This is a genomic window from Persicitalea sp. (assembly GCF_041751555.1).
Taxonomy (GTDB): Bacteria; Bacteroidota; Bacteroidia; order Cytophagales; family Spirosomataceae; genus Persicitalea.
Genome location: NZ_JBGSXF010000154.1, coordinates 1 through 18,994 on the forward strand (window position 1 = coordinate 1; position 18,994 = coordinate 18,994).

22 protein-coding genes are annotated in these 18,994 nt (G+C 51.7%); 16 read left to right on the forward strand and 6 right to left on the reverse strand.

Annotation, left to right across the window (positions count from 1 at the left end; translation table 11 throughout):
• Window positions 1-191 precede the first annotated feature (191 nt).
• Genes ACEW8P_RS05230 through ACEW8P_RS05245 form a run of 4 tightly spaced genes read left to right on the forward strand, consistent with a single transcriptional unit; the run spans window position 192 to window position 2,931 of the window.
• The gene (locus tag ACEW8P_RS05230) at window positions 192-995 is read left to right on the forward strand and encodes a DUF4905 domain-containing protein (RefSeq protein WP_373512050.1); all 804 of its coding nucleotides are present in this window, start codon (window positions 192-194) and stop codon (window positions 993-995) included.
• Window position 996: 1 nt separating this feature from the next.
• Window positions 997-1,941, forward strand: a complete 945-nt coding sequence (locus ACEW8P_RS05235; RefSeq protein ID WP_373512051.1) for a LysM peptidoglycan-binding domain-containing protein — start codon at window positions 997-999, stop codon at window positions 1,939-1,941.
• 5 nt (window positions 1,942-1,946) lie between these two features.
• Window positions 1,947-2,156, forward strand: a complete 210-nt coding sequence (locus ACEW8P_RS05240; RefSeq protein ID WP_373512052.1) for a hypothetical protein — start codon at window positions 1,947-1,949, stop codon at window positions 2,154-2,156.
• A gap of 4 nt (window positions 2,157-2,160) precedes the next feature.
• Window positions 2,161-2,931: a TIGR02757 family protein gene (locus tag ACEW8P_RS05245; RefSeq protein WP_373512053.1), complete on the forward strand. Its 771-nt coding sequence runs from the start codon at window positions 2,161-2,163 to the stop codon at window positions 2,929-2,931.
• Window positions 2,932-2,963: 32 nt separating this feature from the next.
• Here the strand turns inward: ACEW8P_RS05245 and ACEW8P_RS05250 are convergent, their stop codons facing one another.
• Window positions 2,964-3,371, reverse strand: a complete 408-nt coding sequence (locus ACEW8P_RS05250) for a putative toxin-antitoxin system toxin component, PIN family (RefSeq protein WP_373512054.1) — start codon at window positions 3,369-3,371, stop codon at window positions 2,964-2,966.
• A gap of 15 nt (window positions 3,372-3,386) precedes the next feature.
• The gene (locus ACEW8P_RS05255; RefSeq protein WP_373512055.1) at window positions 3,387-3,590 is read right to left on the reverse strand and encodes a hypothetical protein; all 204 of its coding nucleotides are present in this window, start codon (window positions 3,588-3,590) and stop codon (window positions 3,387-3,389) included.
• 198 nt (window positions 3,591-3,788) lie between these two features.
• On the opposite strand from ACEW8P_RS05255, the gene ACEW8P_RS05260 reads away from it, so the two are divergent.
• From ACEW8P_RS05260 to ACEW8P_RS05295, 8 genes are all read left to right on the forward strand, one after another.
• On the forward strand, window positions 3,789-4,979 hold the full coding sequence (locus ACEW8P_RS05260; protein ID WP_373512056.1) for a Gfo/Idh/MocA family protein: 1,191 nt from the start codon (window positions 3,789-3,791) through the stop codon (window positions 4,977-4,979).
• A 73-nt stretch (window positions 4,980-5,052) separates the two neighbouring features.
• The gene (locus ACEW8P_RS05265; RefSeq protein ID WP_373512057.1) at window positions 5,053-5,316 is read left to right on the forward strand and encodes a hypothetical protein; all 264 of its coding nucleotides are present in this window, start codon (window positions 5,053-5,055) and stop codon (window positions 5,314-5,316) included.
• Window positions 5,313-5,927, forward strand: coding sequence for a hypothetical protein (locus ACEW8P_RS05270; RefSeq protein ID WP_373512058.1), 615 nt, complete (start codon window positions 5,313-5,315; stop codon window positions 5,925-5,927). Before ACEW8P_RS05265 ends, ACEW8P_RS05270 begins: the two co-directional genes overlap by 4 nt.
• Window positions 5,928-7,094, forward strand: coding sequence for an FG-GAP repeat domain-containing protein (locus ACEW8P_RS05275; RefSeq protein WP_373512059.1), 1,167 nt, complete (start codon window positions 5,928-5,930; stop codon window positions 7,092-7,094).
• Between the two features lie 156 nt (window positions 7,095-7,250).
• A complete protein-coding gene (locus tag ACEW8P_RS05280) occupies window positions 7,251-8,189 on the forward strand; it encodes a DUF4440 domain-containing protein (protein ID WP_373512060.1) in 939 nt (312 codons plus the stop codon).
• Window positions 8,190-8,390: 201 nt separating this feature from the next.
• Window positions 8,391-9,017 (forward strand): hypothetical protein, encoded by a 627-nt coding sequence (locus ACEW8P_RS05285; protein ID WP_373512061.1) that lies wholly within the window; start codon window positions 8,391-8,393, stop codon window positions 9,015-9,017.
• A gap of 65 nt (window positions 9,018-9,082) precedes the next feature.
• On the forward strand, window positions 9,083-10,258 hold the full coding sequence (locus tag ACEW8P_RS05290; RefSeq protein ID WP_373512062.1) for a glutathionylspermidine synthase family protein: 1,176 nt from the start codon (window positions 9,083-9,085) through the stop codon (window positions 10,256-10,258).
• Window positions 10,259-10,262: 4 nt separating this feature from the next.
• Entirely contained in the window at window positions 10,263-10,634 is a 372-nt protein-coding gene (locus tag ACEW8P_RS05295; protein ID WP_373512063.1) for a glyoxalase, read from the forward strand.
• A 72-nt stretch (window positions 10,635-10,706) separates the two neighbouring features.
• On the opposite strand, the gene ACEW8P_RS05300 is transcribed toward ACEW8P_RS05295, so the two are convergent.
• From ACEW8P_RS05300 to panD, 4 genes are all read right to left on the reverse strand, one after another.
• The gene (locus ACEW8P_RS05300) at window positions 10,707-11,384 is read right to left on the reverse strand and encodes a zinc metallopeptidase (RefSeq protein ID WP_373512064.1); all 678 of its coding nucleotides are present in this window, start codon (window positions 11,382-11,384) and stop codon (window positions 10,707-10,709) included.
• A gap of 86 nt (window positions 11,385-11,470) precedes the next feature.
• Entirely contained in the window at window positions 11,471-11,956 is a 486-nt protein-coding gene (gene rfaE2 / locus ACEW8P_RS05305; protein ID WP_373512065.1) for a D-glycero-beta-D-manno-heptose 1-phosphate adenylyltransferase, read from the reverse strand.
• A 9-nt stretch (window positions 11,957-11,965) separates the two neighbouring features.
• Window positions 11,966-13,003, reverse strand: a complete 1,038-nt coding sequence (locus ACEW8P_RS05310) for a lysylphosphatidylglycerol synthase transmembrane domain-containing protein (protein WP_373512066.1) — start codon at window positions 13,001-13,003, stop codon at window positions 11,966-11,968.
• A gap of 191 nt (window positions 13,004-13,194) precedes the next feature.
• Window positions 13,195-13,542, reverse strand: a complete 348-nt coding sequence (panD, locus tag ACEW8P_RS05315; RefSeq protein ID WP_373512067.1) for an aspartate 1-decarboxylase — start codon at window positions 13,540-13,542, stop codon at window positions 13,195-13,197.
• A 275-nt stretch (window positions 13,543-13,817) separates the two neighbouring features.
• On the opposite strand from panD, the gene ACEW8P_RS05320 reads away from it, so the two are divergent.
• The 4 genes from ACEW8P_RS05320 to ACEW8P_RS05335 form a co-directional block, all read left to right on the forward strand.
• Window positions 13,818-14,741, forward strand: a complete 924-nt coding sequence (locus ACEW8P_RS05320) for a phytanoyl-CoA dioxygenase family protein (protein WP_373512068.1) — start codon at window positions 13,818-13,820, stop codon at window positions 14,739-14,741.
• 97 nt (window positions 14,742-14,838) lie between these two features.
• Complete coding sequence (locus ACEW8P_RS05325) at window positions 14,839-16,329, forward strand: Gfo/Idh/MocA family protein (RefSeq protein ID WP_373512069.1); 1,491 nt, start codon at window positions 14,839-14,841, stop codon at window positions 16,327-16,329.
• 135 nt (window positions 16,330-16,464) lie between these two features.
• Window positions 16,465-18,825, forward strand: a complete 2,361-nt coding sequence (locus tag ACEW8P_RS05330; protein WP_373512070.1) for a DUF1549 domain-containing protein — start codon at window positions 16,465-16,467, stop codon at window positions 18,823-18,825.
• 83 nt (window positions 18,826-18,908) lie between these two features.
• Window positions 18,909-18,994, forward strand: an 86-nt coding sequence (locus tag ACEW8P_RS05335) for a twin-arginine translocation signal domain-containing protein (RefSeq protein ID WP_373512071.1), incomplete at its 3' end; no start/stop codon positions are given.

The following is an 18,994-nucleotide window of genomic DNA, read 5'->3' on the forward strand; positions in this document are numbered from 1 at the left end:
CCAAAGCCTTGGCCGGAAAGCGGGTAGAAGCGTAACGGGCGGGAATGATTCCGACGATTTGCAAGTTTTGGAAAGTGTGTTGAGAATTTGGATGTTTGAATTTTGATACCTTCGGCGATCAAACGGCAAACATCATTTTTATCAAAAGTTTTTCTATTTTTCCAAAACTACCACTTCAAACCCAATAACCCTTGCCACTACCTCAGGAAAACTTGTTTTCGCTTACTTTTCCAGAAGCGATCTGGCGGATTCTGCCGCATCCTGAACGCGACGAATGGGTGGTTGAACTACGCAATGCCGCCCAAAAAACTGTTTCCTGGGCATTAGTGGATTTGGCTTTGAACAAAATTGTTTGGCAGGAAGCGCCCTCAGCTACTGAGTGGTGGACGACGCTCGCGGGCTTCGCCGGAGACGGGGTTTTCCTGCACAACTATCGCTTTCACGACATTCCTGAACCAACTGATCTATTGGCACTCTCGGCGGCGGAGGGCGAATTGCGGTGGGCGCTGCCCGGCTGGCTTTTCGGGCGGGCAGCGCCGGAGGAGGGACAAATTATCGTGACCCAAAAACAGGCGGAATCTATTCAACAACGATTTTGTGATAGCGAACTGGGCTTGCTCAAAGATGTCATTGAAGAGCAGAATCTGCTTCCGATTACTGCGCCAAACCACCGCTCCCCTGTTCGCTACGGTCCCGAGGATATATACTTCGCTCAGCTTTCTTCGTTTTTAGCTAAAACTGTGGGCGTAAAGGACGTCATCGCCGTCGATTATCTTGAGTCAGACCCCTATCTGGTCTTTTCTTATTATCTTTCCGAACCCGAAAAAACGACTCAAAGTCTGCTGGTTGTGAATCGTAATAGAGAAACCATTTATCATAATCGCCTGAGCGACAACCGTCCGGGCATGAGCCACGACACCATCTTGCTCCAGAATGACCGATTAGTCTTCTTGCGAAATACCAACGAACTGATTAGCCTAACATTGACACACTGAAATGAAACCCCTGCTAAGTACTATTCTCCCCTTACTATTTGCCTTTCTATCGACGTCCCCTTCGTTGGCCGAAACTACTTCCGACTTTAAAAATGCGCGCCTGGATTCCCTCGGCACAGAAGTAGCTAATGGCAAAACATACATCCTGCACAAAGTCGATCCCGGCCAAACGCTATACGCCGTCATGCGCCGCTACGGAGTGGCGGTCAACGAAATCCGCGCTGCTAACGAAGGAATGGCCGACGCCTTACGGGCAGGTCAGGTGATTCGGGTGCCCTACACTCCCCGCAAGTCGGCCAAGGCGATTGCCCGCGAAGAAAAAGCCGCCTCGAAGGAAGAAAGAAAGCGGGACGACAAACCAGCAGCTACACCTGCTGCCAACGCACCAGGAATGCACACCGTTGAGCAGGGCCAAACGCTGTACAGCATTGCGGTAAAGTATGGAACATTGATGGCCGACATCCGCAAATGGAACGGCATGACTTCCGACAATGTCATTTTGGGGCAGGATCTGATCGTGTCGGAAAAAGCATACTCCGAGCGTAGCCCGAGTATCACCCCTTTTCCCACGCCAAAACCCGCTGAAAAGGAAGAACCCGCCCCGATCGTGGCTGAAAAGCCGAAAAAGACCATCGAAGAGCCTACTCCCGCACCGAGGGAAGCGACGGGAAGGCGGATGAGTGAGTCGGGAGTGGCCGAGATTATCGACACGGGAGAAAGCAGCAGTAAGTACCTGGCCTTGCACCGGACGGTGCCTTTGGGTACTTTGGTGCAGGTTAAGAATCAGTACAATCAGGAAGAAATATGGGTGAAAGTAGTCGGACGTATTCCTGGCACCAGCTCCAACGAAGATATTGTGATTAAGCTTTCGGCGCGGGCTTTCGAGAAACTTTCCCCCAACAGCCGCCGTTTTAGGGCCGAGATCAGCTACATCTCGGCCAATTGAAAAGCATGAAACACTCCCCCGAATACCGCTCACGTCGCGAGGAAGAGCGCGCCGAACAAAAGAAAACCATTGGCTACAAAGTGTGGAGCGTTGTGTTCGCGCTGATGTACCCCTTCATCGCCGTTTTCACATTTGTTTTCTCCATACTGCTGAAAGTATTCTCAGGCATTTCGCAGGGACTGGCATATCTGCTGGGCAAGGTAGTCCGCAAATAATCCCTTGACCGACTCCACCGTAGAACTTCTCGAACAAAAGTACGCGCAGTACAATCGTCCCGACTTCATCCCGCACGACCCGATCAGCATCCCGCACCGTTTCAGTCGGCGTCAGGATATCGAAATCATGGGTTTTTGGGCGGCGGTGCTGGCCTGGGGGCAGCGCAAAACCATCATCAACAAGAGTCTTGAATTGGCCACGCTAATGGACGATGCGCCTTACGACTTCGCCCTGAATCATCAAGATGGCGACCTCAAACGTTTCCTGGCTTTCAAGCACCGTACTTTCAACGCTACGGACACGCTGTACTTTCTGCATTTTTTTCAAGATTTTTACAAAAAAAATGACTCGCTGGAATCGGCTTTTTTGGTAGAAAATCAGATAGGGCAAACTACCACAGAGCAGAGTTTGATTTCCTTTCACGATCGCTTTTGTGGCTTGGAATATTTCCCAGCTCGTACCCGTAAACACATCGCGACGCCCGCCCACAGGTCCACCTGCAAGCGGCTGAACATGTTCCTGCGCTGGATGGTACGGCAAGACGACCGGGGCGTAGACTTCGGGATTTGGGACAAAATCAGCCCCGCTCAATTGGTGATGCCCTGCGATGTTCACGTGGACCGCGTAGCACGACATTTGGGACTAATCCAACGCAAGCCGACAGACTGGCAAACGGCTTTGGAACTAACTACCGCCCTGCGGAAACTCGATCCCGCCGATCCGGTAAAATACGACTTTGCGTTGTTCGGGCTGGGGATCGAAGGATTTGTGTGAAGGGCGATGTCAATGTATCGCAAACGAGGTTATTATCCCATTATTAGCTTCAAAAAGTCTTGCGTTCGAATAATATTTACCACCGGGAAGCCCCTACTTTTTAATAGGTTATAGTGTTTATCGTCAGTCACTAGATAATCTGCTCGTCCATTCAATGCACAATCTACGAACTTATTGTCGTCTACATCTTCGGAGATAATTGACCAGTTGAAATAAATGTCGATTCTTTCTACGTCTGGGGAGCGTAACAGAAAATTCGCTATGTTTTCTGCTACAATCAGATTTGTTTTTTCTTGGAGCTTCTCGACATACTCATTCAATATTTCGTTAGAAATAAGGAGTTGGATCCTCCCTTCCAACAAGGCATCAAAGATTGGTCGGAATTTGGACAATCTCCCAATGCAGACCAGCAAACTGTTCGTATCGAGTACTAAGCGCATGATGACCGATCAATACTATTCGGTTATCCAATCGTTCATCGTGTCATTAGTCCATTTGCCCTCTATCCACAATTTATCAAATTCAGTCGATGCCTTATCAGCGAAATGTTTAGCAATCACCCTTTTTATCTCTATCAACTCGTCTTCCGGCAGATTCAGGCTGTAAAGTTGCAGTAATTCCAGTTGTAAATTGGTGAGCGGTTGTTGTAATACGGCCATAGAATAGCTTTGTTTTAATGAAAATAGGATTTAAAATTAAGAAATTTTTTACTCTTGTTTCCTTTAGTGTGGACAGCCAAAACCGCGTATATGCCGTAATTAGCCCTTAGAAGTTTGGAACTATGAGGTAGAAACAGGCACATTTATCGCTTTTGGGTAGCAGAAATCAGTTTTGAACTACTAAAAATCACCCCCTCCATGCAGAAAATAGCCATGCTCGGTTCGGGCTTTATCGGCCGCTTTTATGCTGAGTCCATTCAAGGTCAGCGCGGCCGCGACCGCGTGACGGCCATCTACGCCCGCCGCGCCGAGAGCGCTCAGAAATTTGCCAAAGATTACGGCTGCGATTTTGCTTCCAGCGATATGGAAGAAGTCATCGCTCATCCTGACGTGACGATGGTCTGCGTGGCGCTGCCAAACCACGTCCACGCGGAAGCCGTCATGCTTTGCGCCAAACATAAGAAAAACGTTGTCTGCACCAAGCCTCTGGGCCGCACCGCCGAAGAAGCCCTGCAAATGATGCGGGCTGTGGAGGAGGCGGGCATTTTCGGAGGCTATCTCGAAGATCTTTGCTATACGCCCAAGTTCTTGAAATCCATGGAGAGCGTCAGAGGCGGTGCACTGGGGCGCATTCTGTGGGCAAAGTCGCGGGAGGCACACCCCGGCCCGCACAGCGAGTGGTTCTGGGATTTGGAACAGGCGGGCGGCGGCTGTATTTTGGATTTGGGCTGCCACTGCATAGAACTGGCTCGGAACTACATCGGTAAGGACGTGAAACCCGTAGAGGTCATGTGCTGGGCCGACACGCAGGTGAAGCCCATCGAGGCCGAAGATCACGCCATCGCTTTGGTAAAATACGAAAACGGAGCAATCGGACAGTTTGAGACGAGCTGGACATTCCGGGGCGGCATGGACCTACGCGACGAAGTGATGGGAACGGAAGGCACTATATGGATCAATAATTTCCTGCGCACGGGTTTCGAGATGTACACTACCGGTAAGGGCGCTGACTATGTGGCCGAGAAAGCCGAGAGCAACTCAGGCTGGTTGTTCCCGGTGGGCGACGAGGTAAATGACCTGGGCTACAACCACATGTTTACCGACATGTTCAACGCCGTCGAGAACGGCACCGATGCCGCCGAAACCTTCTACGACGGCTACGTGGTGAACGCCATCATCGACGCCGCTTATCGCTCTGCCAAAACCAAACAGTGGGAGACTGTGGAACTACCCGTCTGGCGCGGGCAGGAGGGGCTGACCAAACCCAGCAACTACATCGACTACGACGCCGACCACTACCTCATCAAACAGGAAATGACCCACGACGGGCGGAATAAGCTGATTTTGAAAGAAAAGGCAAGCGGAAAAATCATCGAGCGGGACGTGTAGGGGTAAATGGTGTGTATTTGCAACGCGAAATCTTTTGGATTATCTTTGGAAGCAATTTTTAACAGATCAAATTATGGCAACCAACAGCGGAAATAACTCACGAAAGGGAGCGGTGAAGGACAGAAGCCAGGTTTTTAACCCCTCTACGGGGAACTACGTAAAACGGGACACCAGTACAGGGAGATTCATCGATGTCAAATCCGACGGCAAGCCCTTCAAGGGAATTCGCCGGGAGGCCATCACGATCAAACCTAATCCCAGCGTCGATAAGGGCGTAGCGAAAAAGGCCGAAAAGGCGGTGATTAAGATAAAGAACAGCCAGCGAAAAGCCGGATGAAAAGAACAGCCGACTATGAGCGTAACGTCTTTATCAACTGCCCATTTGATAGCCAATATGATGACATCTTTAACGCTGTTCTCTTCGTAGTCCACAAATGCGGTTTTATTTTGAGGTGCGCTAAAGAGTACGATGATTCTACCGGGGTCAGAATACAGAACATCGTGCAGCTGATTCGTGAAAGCAAGTATTCGATTCACGATTTATCGAGAGTGACCCTGGACGAAACCGCTAATCTTCCCAGATTCAACATGCCTTTGGAGTTGGGGATTTGTATCGGGGCGATAGAGTTTGGTAATAGAAAACAGAAAGAAAACCAGTACCTGATTATCGAGAGCCAGAAATTCAGGTTCAAGCAATTCATTTCGGACTTATCCGGTCAAGATATCAGAAACCACGAAGATTCTGTAGAAGGAGCCATCAAGATAATCAGGAACTGGTTGTCGGGCAAAACCCCGGAAAATATTCCCAGCGCAAGTATCATCTATCAGGAATACATAGATTTTCTAAAAAACCTTCCTTCGCTGTGTGAGGTGAACAACTGGCTGCCTGATGAACTCACATTCGAAGAGTATTCGACTTTGGTAACGAACTGGCTCACGCTCGAATAGATGAAGCAACTTTTTCCTTTTTTGCTGGCCGCTTGCCTTCCACAAACAGGTTTCGCCCAGAGCCCAACTTTCAAGGCTGAGGTCATTGACCCGAAAATCAGTATTGGCTACGGCCTGGCGACGGGCGATGTGGACGGCGACGGACAAATCGACATCCTGCTGGCCGATCAGAAAGAGATTGTGTGGTACGAAAATCCCGGCGGGCCGGAAAGTCCCTGGAAGCGCCATGTCATAGCCGCTAACCTCACCAAGCGCGATAATGTCTGCATCGCTGCCCGCGATATCGACGGCGATGGCAAAGTGGAGGTAGCCGTGGGCGCACAGTGGAATCCCGGCGAAACCGAAAACGTCGACGAGTCCGGCGCGGTGTTCTACCTCATTCCGCCCGAAGATCGCTACCAATTGTGGGAACCCGTGCAACTGCACCACGAAGTGACGATTCACCGGATGCGTTGGGTGCAGGATACAGACGGGAAGTACCAATTGATCGTACTGCCGCTTCACGGCGAAGGCAACGAGAAAGGCGAAGGTGTTGGCGTGAAGATGATCGCCTTCGACGTGCCGGACGACAAGAGAGGACGCTGGACGCACCAACTTGTGGAAACCGATATGCACCTGACCCACAACATGGAGCCGATGGAGGTGCAGGGTGCATTCCTGGGGATGGCCGTGGCCGGAAAGGAGGGCGTGCAGGTGTTCCTGGACGGAGCCGATGGCTGGGCACCTTCGGGCAACTGGATGGTGATTAGAAACGGTGTGGGTGAAGTCCGCACGGGCAGACTGCGGAACAACCAGCTTTTTACAACTACCATCGAACCGATGCACGGCAACAGTCTGGTAGTTTACACTAAAGACAACCGCAGCGTGCTGACCGACCGCATGAATCAGGGCCACGCACTGGTTACGGCGGACTTTTTAGGTCTCGGTCGCGATCAGATTGCAATGGGTTGGCGCGAGAAAAACGCCGCCGAACAGGTAGGTGTGCGGTTGTACGTCGGTACCGATGAGGCCGGGAAAAATTGGCAGGAGTACGCCATCGATGAAAAGGTGGATATGGCCTGCGAAGACCTGAATGCTGCCGACTTGGATGGTGATGGTGATTTGGACTTAGTAGCGGCTGGCCGGGCGACCCACAATGTGGTCATTTACTGGAATCAGCGTTTCTGACATAAGTTTGAAATGTCAAAAATACAGGCAAAGTTTTTCTAAATTCGATTAAAGTATATTTGGTAAAGTTCTAAATAATATTAAATTTGTACTATAAACGTATGTTTAGTGAGTATATCCATCCCAGCATTATTCACCCTGTAAACTACCGCAATCATGTACAAAGCCAGTCCCATTTCCATCCGATTTTCGCTCTTCGTTCTACTGCTTTTCCTCGGCAGCCTCTCATTCGCCCAGAAAACGCCGAAACACAACGATGTCGTTGCCCTCAGCAAGAATGCCGACGAAAACGCAGCCGTACTAAACGACTACCTCGATGCTCTGGTGGCCTCCGACTTAAACCGCGCACGATCGCAGCTGGCTGCCGACTACCAGGAGAATGGTCCCGGCTACAAAAACCCGATGAACGCTGAGCAGGCCATTGCCAGTTGGCAGAACTCCCTCAATCAGCGTACCGACCACCGCATTACCGACCGCCGCACCCTGGCTTACCGGGAAAAAAGCGGTCTGAACGAAGGTGACTGGGTTTTGGGTTGGGGAACCTACCATTGGAAGGAAAAAGCGGGTAGGGCCACGATCGAGCTTCCTTATCAGATTACCGCCAAGGTGAGCAACGGTAAGCTGAAAGAGGCGCACTACTACTATGATCGAGCCATTGTGCGCGACAAAATGGGCTACGCATCCATCCCACCCGGCATGGACCCGGCAGCCTACATGATTCGCCAGGTACTGGAAGCCGAAACCCAGGCCTGGCTCGACAACGATGGTGAAAAGATGGGTTCATACTGGGCCGACCTGCCCTATGCCGCCCACACCGTCACCGACGAGTCGGGTAAAGCCTATGATATCACGGCCACCGAAATCGACGAGATGGTCAAGCGACTTTCCAGCCAGAAGCCCAATAAACCAGGCACTACTTTTACCAACACCAATTTTAATATTCAACCCAACGGCAACGCGGCCTGGGTCAGCTATGAGCAGACTTTCCATTACCCTGATGGCAGGGAGTCTTTAACCAATATTGAAAGCCGCTATATGGAAAAAATCGACGGGAAGTGGAAAATCTCCCATATGATTACGATTCCAAAGAGGTAGCGATTACACCCCTGGTTTTCTTGCCAAAGAGCTCTCGGAGAATTCTATCAAAGAATTTTCGAGAGCTCTTTTTACATCCTTTCATCCTCCAACTACCATTGCCTGCCAAATTTCTGAACCGCCTACCAAGAAAGGTGGTTAAATCATTCCAGTTTCTTCCTATTTTCGCTCACATCTTATCAAATACTAACTTCCAAGCCCATGACACCGCTACGCAAAGACTCTTTCATTCGACGGGCCAAGGACATCACCATTAGCAGTACCATGACCCTCGCCCTGCTGGCGAGCGGCGTGGCTCTGCCGGGCTGCAACGGCGGACAGGATAACGAAGCCGCTTACAGCTACGACGAAACGACTTACGATAAAGGCATTCGATCCTACATTAAAGAAGTAAGCCCCGGCAAATTCAAAATCACCGACGAGGAAACCGTCGAATACGACCAGTCGGAGGCTATCGTGTTTTACCTCGACGGTACTTCCCGCACGCTCAACCCTGAAGCCGCTAAGCGGTTGATCGACGAAGAAATTAGCACCCTTGGTGATTCTGCCGACACCCTCGGGGTGGAGCGAGGCTACCGTCGCAGCGGATTATCGAGCGTCCTGCTTTACGGCGGCATGGGCTACCTATTGGGTCGGAATCGTAACAATAGCTACATCAACAACTACCGAAACAATAACCGGGCAGGAAGTCATTACAGCGACCCACGCGCTTACCAAAAAGCGCAGTCGGCCCGCTCGGCCATGCGCGCCTCCCGCACCGTCACGGCTCGGCCTTCGGGCGGGCGGAGTGGTTTCTTTGGTAGTTCGAGGGGAAGTAGTGGAGGATAAATAAGGAAGAAGTTTTATTATCCTTTCCTGGTATGCCAGCCCGGCACTTTCCTCTTTCCTTCGAAATGATTCTCTTAGAAAATATGTCTCAACCTCCCGAAAACGCCTTGCAGGCGGTGGGGTGGAAATGGATGCTGGGCGAAGATACCCTGCCCTATTTAATTGATAAAGCAGTAGCGGTGACAGAGGCAGAAGCCAACGATTACTACAATTCGGCTCAGTCACTGTATGAGATGCTGGTGGAGGCCGGGCAATACGCCATCGACCACCTGCTTTTGTCCGAAATGGGTATTCCGGCTACCCTTCATGAACTCGTCAAACGTTCCTGGGAAGATGATCGACAAGTGCATCTGTACGGTCGCTTTGATTTGGCGGGCGGATTGGACGGACAGCCAATCAAACTCATCGAGTTCAACGCCGACACAGCGACTTGTCTGCCCGAAACCGCCGTGGTACAATGGGCACAACTACGAGCAAATGGCCTTGATGATAGCCACCAATTCAATACGCTCTACGAAACCCTCGTCGGGCAGTTTAAGTACCTGCGAGAAGTAAACGACGACCTCACCCCTAGCCTGCTATTAACTACATTACGCGGCTCTGCTGAGGACGACACGAACGTAGCCCTGCTCACCGAAGCTGCACAGGCGGCGGGTTTCGACACTGATTTCTGTTACATGGACGAAGTGGAATTCTCCGCGCAAGAGGGAATCTTCAAGCAGGACTCCACCGACGGTAGTTTTCTGCGTTTCGACTTCTGGTTTAAGCTCGTTCCCTGGGAATTTATCGGGGATGAAGAACCCGAACTAGTTGCTATTCTGACCGATCTGGTTGTCAATAGAAAAACGGTCGTTCTCAACCCGGCCTATACACTACTTTTTCAATCAAAATATGTCTTGAAAATCCTCTGGGATTTATACCCCTACCACCCACTGCTGTTACAAACGGAACGGTACGTACTGCCACACAAGCAGTCGGTGAGTAAGGTACTTTTCGGGCGTGAAGGAGCCAATGTAGCGATTTTAGAAAAGGGTGGTAGTATTCTGGAGAAAGTCGAAGGTGAATACGGAGACCAAAGGTGCGTGTATCAGGAATACGTGGATTTTGTCAGCGACGCCGAAGGAAAACGCTACCAGGCCGGTGTCTTTTTTGCGGGTGAGCCTTGCGCACTTGGTTTCCGGCGCGGCGGTAAGATTCTCGACAACACCGCCCAGTTTGTCGGCCACATCATTGAAAAATAACCGAATGAATCAAAAAGACGAATTGCTGGTCGCGCTGCGACCTGAAATAAGTACTTCCCCGGCCCAAAATCCGGCAGAAGCTTTTCAAAATACTGTGCTACGGCCCATCCTGAAATTTCAGCACGAACGGATTACGGCTATTTTTCGACAACATATCCAAAAGCGCAAAATGAACCTTTCGGGCGTAAGTACGGAAGCTTGGAAAAGCTACGTCGAGACTGCCTTCCAAAAAGACCTCACTCTACGCTATCAGCTCATCGGGCTGGCCCTGGGGATGATGACAGAGGAAGAATGGACGGAATTTTCGGGAGATAAGGAACTGGCCCGGCGGCTTAATAATCTGCTGGTGCAGCGGATGCAGAGCATTTTGGAATAAAAAAGCGCGATCCTCAGTTGAGAACCGCGCCAAAAAAGTTGATCTGTCGCTGGGTACGCCGCTCGATCCAAATTAATCTCTGCGCCCCATCAAGATGCTTACGTAGTACAACAGCGTGGCCAAAGAGCCAATTGCCGCAATCAAGTACGTCCGCGCAGCCCATTTCAGGGCATCCTCAGCCATATCATGTTCGGGGGGCGTGACAATACCGTTGCGCTCGATCCATGCCAAAGCCCGATTGCTGGCGTCGTACTCGACGGGCAGCGTGATGAAGCTAAACAGCGTCGTGAGGGCGAACAAACCTACCCCAACTGCCAGCGGAATAATCGAGGTCTGAATCAGGAAGATTCCTGCTAAAATAACCCATTGCATGTACTTCGACGAAATCGTTAGCACAGGCACCAGCTTCGACCGAAGTGTCAACCAAGCGTAAGCCGTCGAGTGCTGCACGGCGTGACCGCATTCGTGAGAGGATACTGCCGCCGCCGCCACGCTCCGGCCGTGGTACACATCGGTGCTGAGATTGACCGTTTTATCCTGCGGGTTATAGTGGTCAGTCAGGCGACCTTCCACGGATAGTACCCGCACGTCCATGATGCCGCTGTCGCGCAGCATTCTTTCGGCAATTTCTTTGCCGCTCATGCCATTGCTGAGTCCCACCTGTGAGTACTCCTCAAATTTCTTTTTTAGTTTCCACTGGACATACATGCTGATGCCCATGACCAGTATAAGAATCAAATATCCTCCCATTTTTTAAAGTTTAAGTTTATGACGGGGCAGCCCGTCCTGGTTGAAGTTTAATAGTTTGATAACCTTTCAGACATCAAATCTGGTACCTAATAGCTTTTCTTAATCTTGGCTATCAACGAAGTTGTAGAATAGCCGGGTACTAAGGCTACTGTTTCCACAGTTCCTCCGTTTTTTATTACAAAATCTGCGCCAACGATGGTTTCGAGTGTGTAGTCGTCGCCTTTTACCAAAATGTCAGGTTTCAGGGCTTCGATGAGGGTCTGGGGTGTAGGTTCATCGAACAAAATGACAGTATCCACGAAGGCTAGCGCCGCCATTAGCCGGGCGCGGGCGTACTCGTTCACTACGGGACGGTTCGGGCCTTTCAATCGGCTCACCGAGGCGTCGGTATTCAAGCCCAGCACCAGTCGGTCACCGAGGGCGCGGGCCTTTTCGAGGTAGTCGATATGGCCCAAATGGACGATGTCGAAACATCCGTTGGTAAAAACTACTTTCTGGCCGGCGCGTTGCCAGTCGGCCACTTGTGTGATGGCCTCGCTAAGTTGCCGGATTTTATTTTCAGTCAGAATCATACTTTACAGCTAGTTTGCGGCGGCGGGCTGGGGCTCGGGTCGCGCTTCGGATTTTTTGTCTTTGAACAAAACTACCAAAAATGCCAGCGCGCCAACCACCAGCATGAACAACATCTGCGTTCCGTGGATGAACGTCGCCAACGTCACGCCATCGGCCTGGGTAAGGCCGTACAAAATCATCACGTTACCCACCAGCAGGTGGTACGCCCCGATGCCTCCCTGCGTGGGTGCCGTCATGCCAATGGCCCCAATAACCAGCACCGTCAACCCAGCCAACGGCCCGAGGTCAGCAGTTTCGGGAATACAGAAGAATAGTACGTAAGAAACCAGATAGTAAAATACCCAAATCAACAGCGTACTAAAAATAAACAAACCTGGACTGCGTAATCTACGGACGCTGAGAACGCCCTCCGCCATGCCTTTCAGAAAGTCGACTACTTTGGCGACCAGCGCATTTTCCAACAACCTCTCGCGCAGATCTTTGTTTTTTATCACAAAAAAGACAGCCAATAGCGCTACAAGTACCGCTGCACCCGCCACGATCAGCAACACGTTTGGCCCGGTAGCTTCGCCGCCTCCACCGACTTTCCCGCCGAAAAATTCTAAGAAAAACTGGCTAAGACGGTCAAATTCCAGCACGAAGTTGAGACCGATCAACACCAGCAACGTAAGCACGTCGAAGACGCGCTCGGCCACGACGGTTCCGAAGCTGAGGCTGACGGGTACTTTTTCCAATTTGTACAGCGTTCCGCAGCGCGTGACTTCGCCCATACGCGGCACGATGTAGTTGGCGAAGTAACCCGTCAGTACAGAGGTCGTGGAATCGAACAAGCCTGGCCGATAGCCCAGAGGCTCCAGCAGCATCTGCCACCGCCAGGCACGAGTAATGTGTGCCATCATTAGCAAGGCGCAGGACAGCGCAATCCAGCGCCAGTCGGCGGCTTGCAACCGCTCCCACATGGCTGCCAGGTCGATGTCCTTGAACACGAACCAAAGCAGCCCGCCAGCAAGGAGGAGGGAAATGGTGTATTTGAGGGCATTCTTCATTGTTGAATCGTGTAGTTGTTGACAGGGCCGCCCGCGCGGTTGCGTAATTGCTGTCTTTTTGTTTTACTGTTGAGTCGTGTAAGTGTTGCGCCGCCCCGGCAGGTATTATTGAAATTCAATTTTCTGTTGAACAAAGAACAATTTAACAGCAATTAACGATTACACACCGCGGCGGCGAACCGCTTCAACGATTACACAACCATATTCCCTTCCCCCGGAAATACTACGCGGGGTTTGAACTTCTTGGATTCTTCTTCAGACATGGTACCATAAGCGATAATGATGACCACATCGCCGACCTGCGCCTTGCGGGCAGCGGCCCCGTTGAGACAGACGATGCCCGAGCCGCGCTCGCCCTTAATTGCGTAAGTCACGAGGCGCTCGCCGTTGTTGTTATTCACAACGTGAACCTGTTCGTTTTCAAGAATTCCCACGGCATCCAGTAAGTCCTCATCGATGGTGATGCTACCGACATAATTCAGCTCGGCCTGCGTCACCTTCACGCGGTGAATCTTGGACTTCATTAGGGTGATTTGCATGATGTGTTTTTTCTTAAAAAATAATTCAAAACGCTTCTGACGTTAAAAATCCGTCAAAGTTAATTCTATTATTAACTGCTGGCAAAACATCCACAAAGCCCGCCAGGTTCATCGCCGACCCCATCCAGCTAACCACCTGATCATTATAGTATTGACAAAAAAACTATTTTCTTTAACTTTGTTTCTTGTTCTTACTCGCAAAACGTGTGCTGTATGTATGAATTGCACCGCTCGCTACTTGGAAGTCTAACTACCACTAACCCTTAATTGAATAAATGAAAGCTTATCACATGAACACCCCGTGGGTCGATTCGCCTTTTTTTAAGCAAGAACTGGAAGAATCTTCACTAGACGAAGCCACCAAAGAAATGGCCCGCCAGTACTCCGAACGTGGTTACCTCATCATGGAAACTGGGTTGCCGGAGAGCACATTCGACCGCATCGTCGAACTACTCGCGCCGCACTACAACGACCCAAGAATTCAGGACGCCTGGAAAATCACGCCGTTGGTAAAGGAAATTGCGGGTTGCCAGCCGATCATGGATATGCTCAGGATCTTGTATCGTCGGGAGCCTTTTCCTTTCCAGACGCTCAACTTCCACGTCGGTTCGCAGCAAAAAACGCACAGCGATTCTATCCACTTCTACTCCGTGCCGCAACGATTCATGTGTGGCGTGTGGGTAGCACTGGAAGACACCGACGAGTCGAACGGTCCGCTGCACTACTACCCCGGTAGCCACAAACTACCTTTTTACGACATGGCCGACATCAACCTACAAGGCTCCAAAGACGTCACGCAGTACAACCAGTACCTGACTTACGAGAATTTCGTGCAGGATTTGATGGAAGCCACCGGGCAAAAAAAGGAGGTCTTTCACGTCAAGAAAGGGCAGGCTCTAATCTGGTCGGCCAACCTTTTCCACGGCGGTGAGCCCATCCTGCGCCCCGGCAGTACGCGCCACAGCCAGGTGACGCACTATTTCTTCAGGGAGTGCATGTACTATTCACCCATCTGGTCGGATTTGCCAATCGAGAAAATGTACATGCGCCTCCCGACCAATATCCTTACGGGCAAATTGATCGAGAACACCTACCTCAGTCAGCCGATAGCGGGCCGCAGGGGGTTCAGCCCATTTACCGATTATAAGAACAGCCTTGAAAGTACGTTAAGAAACCTGAAAAGGAGCCTCTCCAAATAAAAATTACTTCTTTGGCCGGGACAGCGGGGGTATTTTTAGACCATCGGCCTCTTTTCTTATATTGTGTTTCGTAAAAAAAAACTAGTCAACCTTAATCATGGACAATAAAGACCAAAAAGGCGGGGTATCTCGTCGAAAATTTTTGCAGAATGGCACGGCGGCGGCAGTTGGTGCCTCGGCCCTCGGTAGCTTCTTCATCGTGCCGCGTCATGTGTTGGGCAAAGGCTTCCGCGCGCCTAGCGACAAGCTAAATATTGCGGGTATCGGCATCGGAGGCAAAGGTTCATCCGATATCAGGAATGCCTTCAATAATGGCAAAGAAAATATTGTGGCCCTCTGCGATGTAGACTGGGAGCGCGGCACGCAGAGTTTTGAGGCTCATCCCAATGCCAAGAAATATAAGGACTTCCGCAAGATGTTTGATGAAATGGGCAAGGACATCGACGCCGTGACCATTTCGACGCCTGACCACCAACACGCCGTGGCCGCAATGGCCGCCATGCAGCTTGGCAAGCACATTTATGACCAGAAGCCACTTACGCACGACATTTATGAGGCCCGAATGCTCACCGAAGCGGCCCGAAAGTACAAGTGCGTGACCCAAATGGGCAACCAAGGGGCCTCCAATCCTGGCCAACAGCAGATGATCGATTGGTTCAAGAAGGGGCTAATCGGCACGGTGAACGAAGTACATGTCTGGACCAATCGTCCCGTGTGGCCGCAGGGCATTCCTGTTCCCGAACCCAAAGGATCGGCCCCATCCAACATCGACTGGGATCTGTGGGTAGGTACCGCTCCCCGGGTCGACTACACCCCCGCCTACCATCCTTTTGCCTGGCGCGGCTGGTGGGCCTTCGGCACGGGCGCACTCGGCGATATGGGCTGCCACCTGATCGACCCACCCTTCCGGGTACTTGGCCTTGGCTACCCCACCGAAGTGGAATGCAGCGTGGGTTCCGTCTTCTTGCAAAACTGGACGCCAGAGCATATTCCCGAAGGATGCCCGCCCTCCTCACGGACGGAGTTGAAATTCCCGGCCACGAAAAACAACAAGTCGGAAGTCAAGATGGTGTGGTACGATGGCGGTCTGCGTCCCGCCCACCCCGAGCTAATTCCAGCCGACGATCCCATTGGCGACAACGATAGTTCCAACGGAGCGATCCTCATCGGCGACAAAGGCGTGATGACCTGCGGCACCTACGGCCTGGTTCCTAAGCTGTACACGAAAGATGGCAAGAAGCTGGAAATGGAGCAAGGCAAGTTCGATACCAAGTACACCGCCCTGCCCGAATACGGTCACCAGGTAGCTTGGACCGACGCCTGTAAAGCAGGTTTCAACAGCAAGGAACACAAGGAATTGCGTTCTTCGTTCGACTACGCCGGGCCACTGACAGAAACCGTCATTATGGGCAATCTTGGTATCCGTAGTTACAACCTGCGCGTAGCACGTGAAGACGGTAAGGGCTTCACCTACCCCGGACGCAAGAAATTGTTGTGGGACGGAAAGAACATGAAAGTGACCAATTTCGACGCCGCCAACCAATTTGTAAAGCGTGATTATCGCGGGGACTGGACGCTGGGCGCGTAAGTGGTTTAGCTGTTTATTCATTTAGGCTATTAGCTTTAAGGTCTGTCAATGTCTTTGGGGATTGACAGACCTTTTTTTTAGTAGAACCTCCCCCGGCTCTGCTTTTTTAATTTTGTTGAGAAACTAACAGACTTGATGCAAGAAGCGATACAGGACTTCTGGCTTTGGCAATTCTTAGGTAGGCTGCACCCGCTGATCGTGCATTTTCCGGTCGGCCTACTCTGCGTGGCTTTGCTGCTGGAGGTACTGGATTGGCGGAATCATTCCAAGAATTTTCGTGCGGGCACTACCGCCTTGGTCTGGATTGGCGCGGTTAGTTCGGTAGTAGCGGTGGCCTTCGGACTGTTGCTGGCCAATGTAGAAGATTACGGTGGCGAGGCGGTGGAATTTCACCAGTGGGCGGGCATCGCTACCATGTCGCTCGCACTACTGACTTTATGGCTGCTGCGCTCGGGACGGATGGGGGCGTTTCGGTCCTCGCTGATAATTACCGTCGTCGGCGTGAGCGTTGCCGGACACTACGGAGCCATGCTCACCCACGGCGATGACTACCTGACGAGCGTCCTGCCATATAGTCAAGAGACACGGGACAGTGGTTTCGATGCAACTCAATTCTCGTTTGCTTCCAATAGCGGCCAGCCCCTTACCGAAACGCAGGTTGCAGAGCTAAACCTTGAAGTCCGCTCTATCCTGGCGCACAATTGTTACAGCTGCCACGGGGCCACCAAAAGTAAGGGTGATTTGCGGCTCGATAAACGCGAATTTATCGAAAAAGGCGGCGAAAACGGTATCGTCGTCGTGGCCCGTCAGCCCGAAAAAAGCGAGATGATCCGCCGCGTCAAACTACCCTTTGGTCATGATGATGCCATGCCCGGCAAAGGGAAGCGGCTTACGGAAAAAGAAGTAGCTACTCTTGAATTCTGGATAAAACAGGGTACGCCCTGGCCCAGCGGCGAGGAAAAAAGTATCTTCCGCGTCGCGCCCCTCGCCCCGCGCAATCCTACCCTGCCACCCGCCATAGCGGGAATGAAAAATCCCGTCGATCGTTTTGTCAATGTTTATTTTGAAAAAAATAAGGTCGCCTGGCAGGAACCCGTCAGCGACCGCCTGTATATACGGCGGGTCTTTCTGGACGTGATCGGCCTCTTACCGCCGCCCCGTAAAGTGGTGGATTTCATGGCTGATGAGCGGCCCGATAAGCGGGAAATTCTGGTGCGTGAACTACTTAACCGCAACGAGGATTACGCCCAACACTGGCTCACGTTCTGGAACGACGCCCTGCGCAACGACTACTCCGGGACGGGCTACATCACGGGCGGGCGAAGTGACATCACCAAATGGCTGTACAACTCTTTGAAAACGAATAAGCCCTACAACTGGTTTGTGCGAGAATTGGTCAGTCCAAACGAGGAATCGGCGGGTTTTGTGAACGGCATAAAATGGCGCGGTACCATCAATTCCAGTCAGCGCGTCGAGATGCAGGCGGCTCAGAACGTGGCGCAGGTGTTTTTGGGCTTAAATCTCAAATGCGCTTCCTGCCACGACAGCTTTGTGAGCGACTGGAAACTGGCCGATGCCTACGCCTTCGCCAACGTGTTTGCCGACACATTACTGGAAATCAACCGCTGCGACCAGCCCACGGGAAAAATGGCCGGACGCGGTTTCCTATTTAAAGAATTGGGCGAAATCAGCGTGGACGCGTCAACTGAGCAACGGCTTCGCGAACTGGCCGATTTCCTAACGCAGCCCAAGGACGGTCGCCTGTATCGGACGCTCGTCAACCGGATTTGGGCGCAACTCATGGGTCGCGGCATCGTCGAGCCCGTCGATGTGATGGACAACCTGCCCTGGAGCCAGGATTTGCTCGACTGGCTGGCCTATGATTTTGTGCAAAATGGCTACGACATCAAAAAGTTGATGTTCACCATCCTGACTTCCAAAACCTACCAAATGCCTTCAATGGGGGTAAAGGAGCCGGATGTACTTACCGCACCTAACTACGTATTTCAAGGCATGGTTCGCCGCCGCCTGACCGCCGAGCAGTTCGCCGACGCCGTGAGTGTAGCCTTCAATCCGGTCTACCCCGATTCGGCGGTAGTTTTCAAGCGAATGCCCGAAACTATCGCGCAGGAAATACCCTTCGCCCGCGCATCGTTGGTCAAGAACGACCCCTTCCTAACCGCTTTGGGGCGACCGAACCGGGAAACCGTCAGTACTAGCCGAAGTACGCAAGCCAACCTTTTGCAAGCCCTTGAACTTACAAACGGTGAGAAATTCAATTCTTCAATCGAAAAGGGGGCGGTGAAGTGGAAAACGAAGTACCCGCAGTCCGAAGCATTGGTCAAAGCGCTCTACCGCCGAGGTCTGGGACGTGATCCGCTTTCGAGAGAACTTGCCGTGGCGGAAGAAATGCTGGGCAAGAACCCGAGTGTTGAGGGTATTGAGGATCTGGCCTGGGCGATTGTGCTGCATCCTGAGTTTCAGTTGATTTTTTGAAAAGAGGAGGAAAGGAGGATGGAGCGGGGCGCCCCACTCCATCCTCCTTTCCTCCTCATTAACAACCGCTACCGAACACCATTATGAAATGGAACCGTCGAGAATTCTTACAACGCAGCAGCGCCGCTACGCTGGCCGCACTAGCAGCGGGCGCGCCTATGTCGAGCCT

Excerpts from the sequence above, each read along its gene's own strand:
- ACEW8P_RS05235 (WP_373512051.1), top strand. The coding sequence starts at position 997 with ATGAAACCCCTGCTAAGTACTATTCTCCCCTTACTATTTGCCTTTCTA.
- ACEW8P_RS05240 (WP_373512052.1), top strand. The coding sequence starts at position 1,947 with ATGAAACACTCCCCCGAATACCGCTCACGTCGCGAGGAAGAGCGCGCC.
- ACEW8P_RS05250 (WP_373512054.1), bottom strand. The coding sequence starts at position 3,371 with ATGCGCTTAGTACTCGATACGAACAGTTTGCTGGTCTGCATTGGGAGA.
- ACEW8P_RS05255 (WP_373512055.1), bottom strand. The coding sequence starts at position 3,590 with ATGGCCGTATTACAACAACCGCTCACCAATTTACAACTGGAATTACTG.
- ACEW8P_RS05260 (WP_373512056.1), top strand. The coding sequence starts at position 3,789 with ATGCAGAAAATAGCCATGCTCGGTTCGGGCTTTATCGGCCGCTTTTAT.
- ACEW8P_RS05265 (WP_373512057.1), top strand. The coding sequence starts at position 5,053 with ATGGCAACCAACAGCGGAAATAACTCACGAAAGGGAGCGGTGAAGGAC.
- ACEW8P_RS05270 (WP_373512058.1), top strand. The coding sequence starts at position 5,313 with ATGAAAAGAACAGCCGACTATGAGCGTAACGTCTTTATCAACTGCCCA.
- ACEW8P_RS05275 (WP_373512059.1), top strand. The coding sequence starts at position 5,928 with ATGAAGCAACTTTTTCCTTTTTTGCTGGCCGCTTGCCTTCCACAAACA.
- ACEW8P_RS05280 (WP_373512060.1), top strand. The coding sequence starts at position 7,251 with ATGTACAAAGCCAGTCCCATTTCCATCCGATTTTCGCTCTTCGTTCTA.
- ACEW8P_RS05285 (WP_373512061.1), top strand. The coding sequence starts at position 8,391 with ATGACACCGCTACGCAAAGACTCTTTCATTCGACGGGCCAAGGACATC.
- ACEW8P_RS05290 (WP_373512062.1), top strand. The coding sequence starts at position 9,083 with ATGATTCTCTTAGAAAATATGTCTCAACCTCCCGAAAACGCCTTGCAG.
- ACEW8P_RS05295 (WP_373512063.1), top strand. The coding sequence starts at position 10,263 with ATGAATCAAAAAGACGAATTGCTGGTCGCGCTGCGACCTGAAATAAGT.
- ACEW8P_RS05300 (WP_373512064.1), bottom strand. The coding sequence starts at position 11,384 with ATGGGAGGATATTTGATTCTTATACTGGTCATGGGCATCAGCATGTAT.
- rfaE2 (WP_373512065.1), bottom strand. The coding sequence starts at position 11,956 with ATGATTCTGACTGAAAATAAAATCCGGCAACTTAGCGAGGCCATCACA.
- ACEW8P_RS05310 (WP_373512066.1), bottom strand. The coding sequence starts at position 13,003 with ATGAAGAATGCCCTCAAATACACCATTTCCCTCCTCCTTGCTGGCGGG.
- panD (WP_373512067.1), bottom strand. The coding sequence starts at position 13,542 with ATGCAAATCACCCTAATGAAGTCCAAGATTCACCGCGTGAAGGTGACG.
- ACEW8P_RS05320 (WP_373512068.1), top strand. The coding sequence starts at position 13,818 with ATGAAAGCTTATCACATGAACACCCCGTGGGTCGATTCGCCTTTTTTT.
- ACEW8P_RS05325 (WP_373512069.1), top strand. The coding sequence starts at position 14,839 with ATGGACAATAAAGACCAAAAAGGCGGGGTATCTCGTCGAAAATTTTTG.
- ACEW8P_RS05330 (WP_373512070.1), top strand. The coding sequence starts at position 16,465 with ATGCAAGAAGCGATACAGGACTTCTGGCTTTGGCAATTCTTAGGTAGG.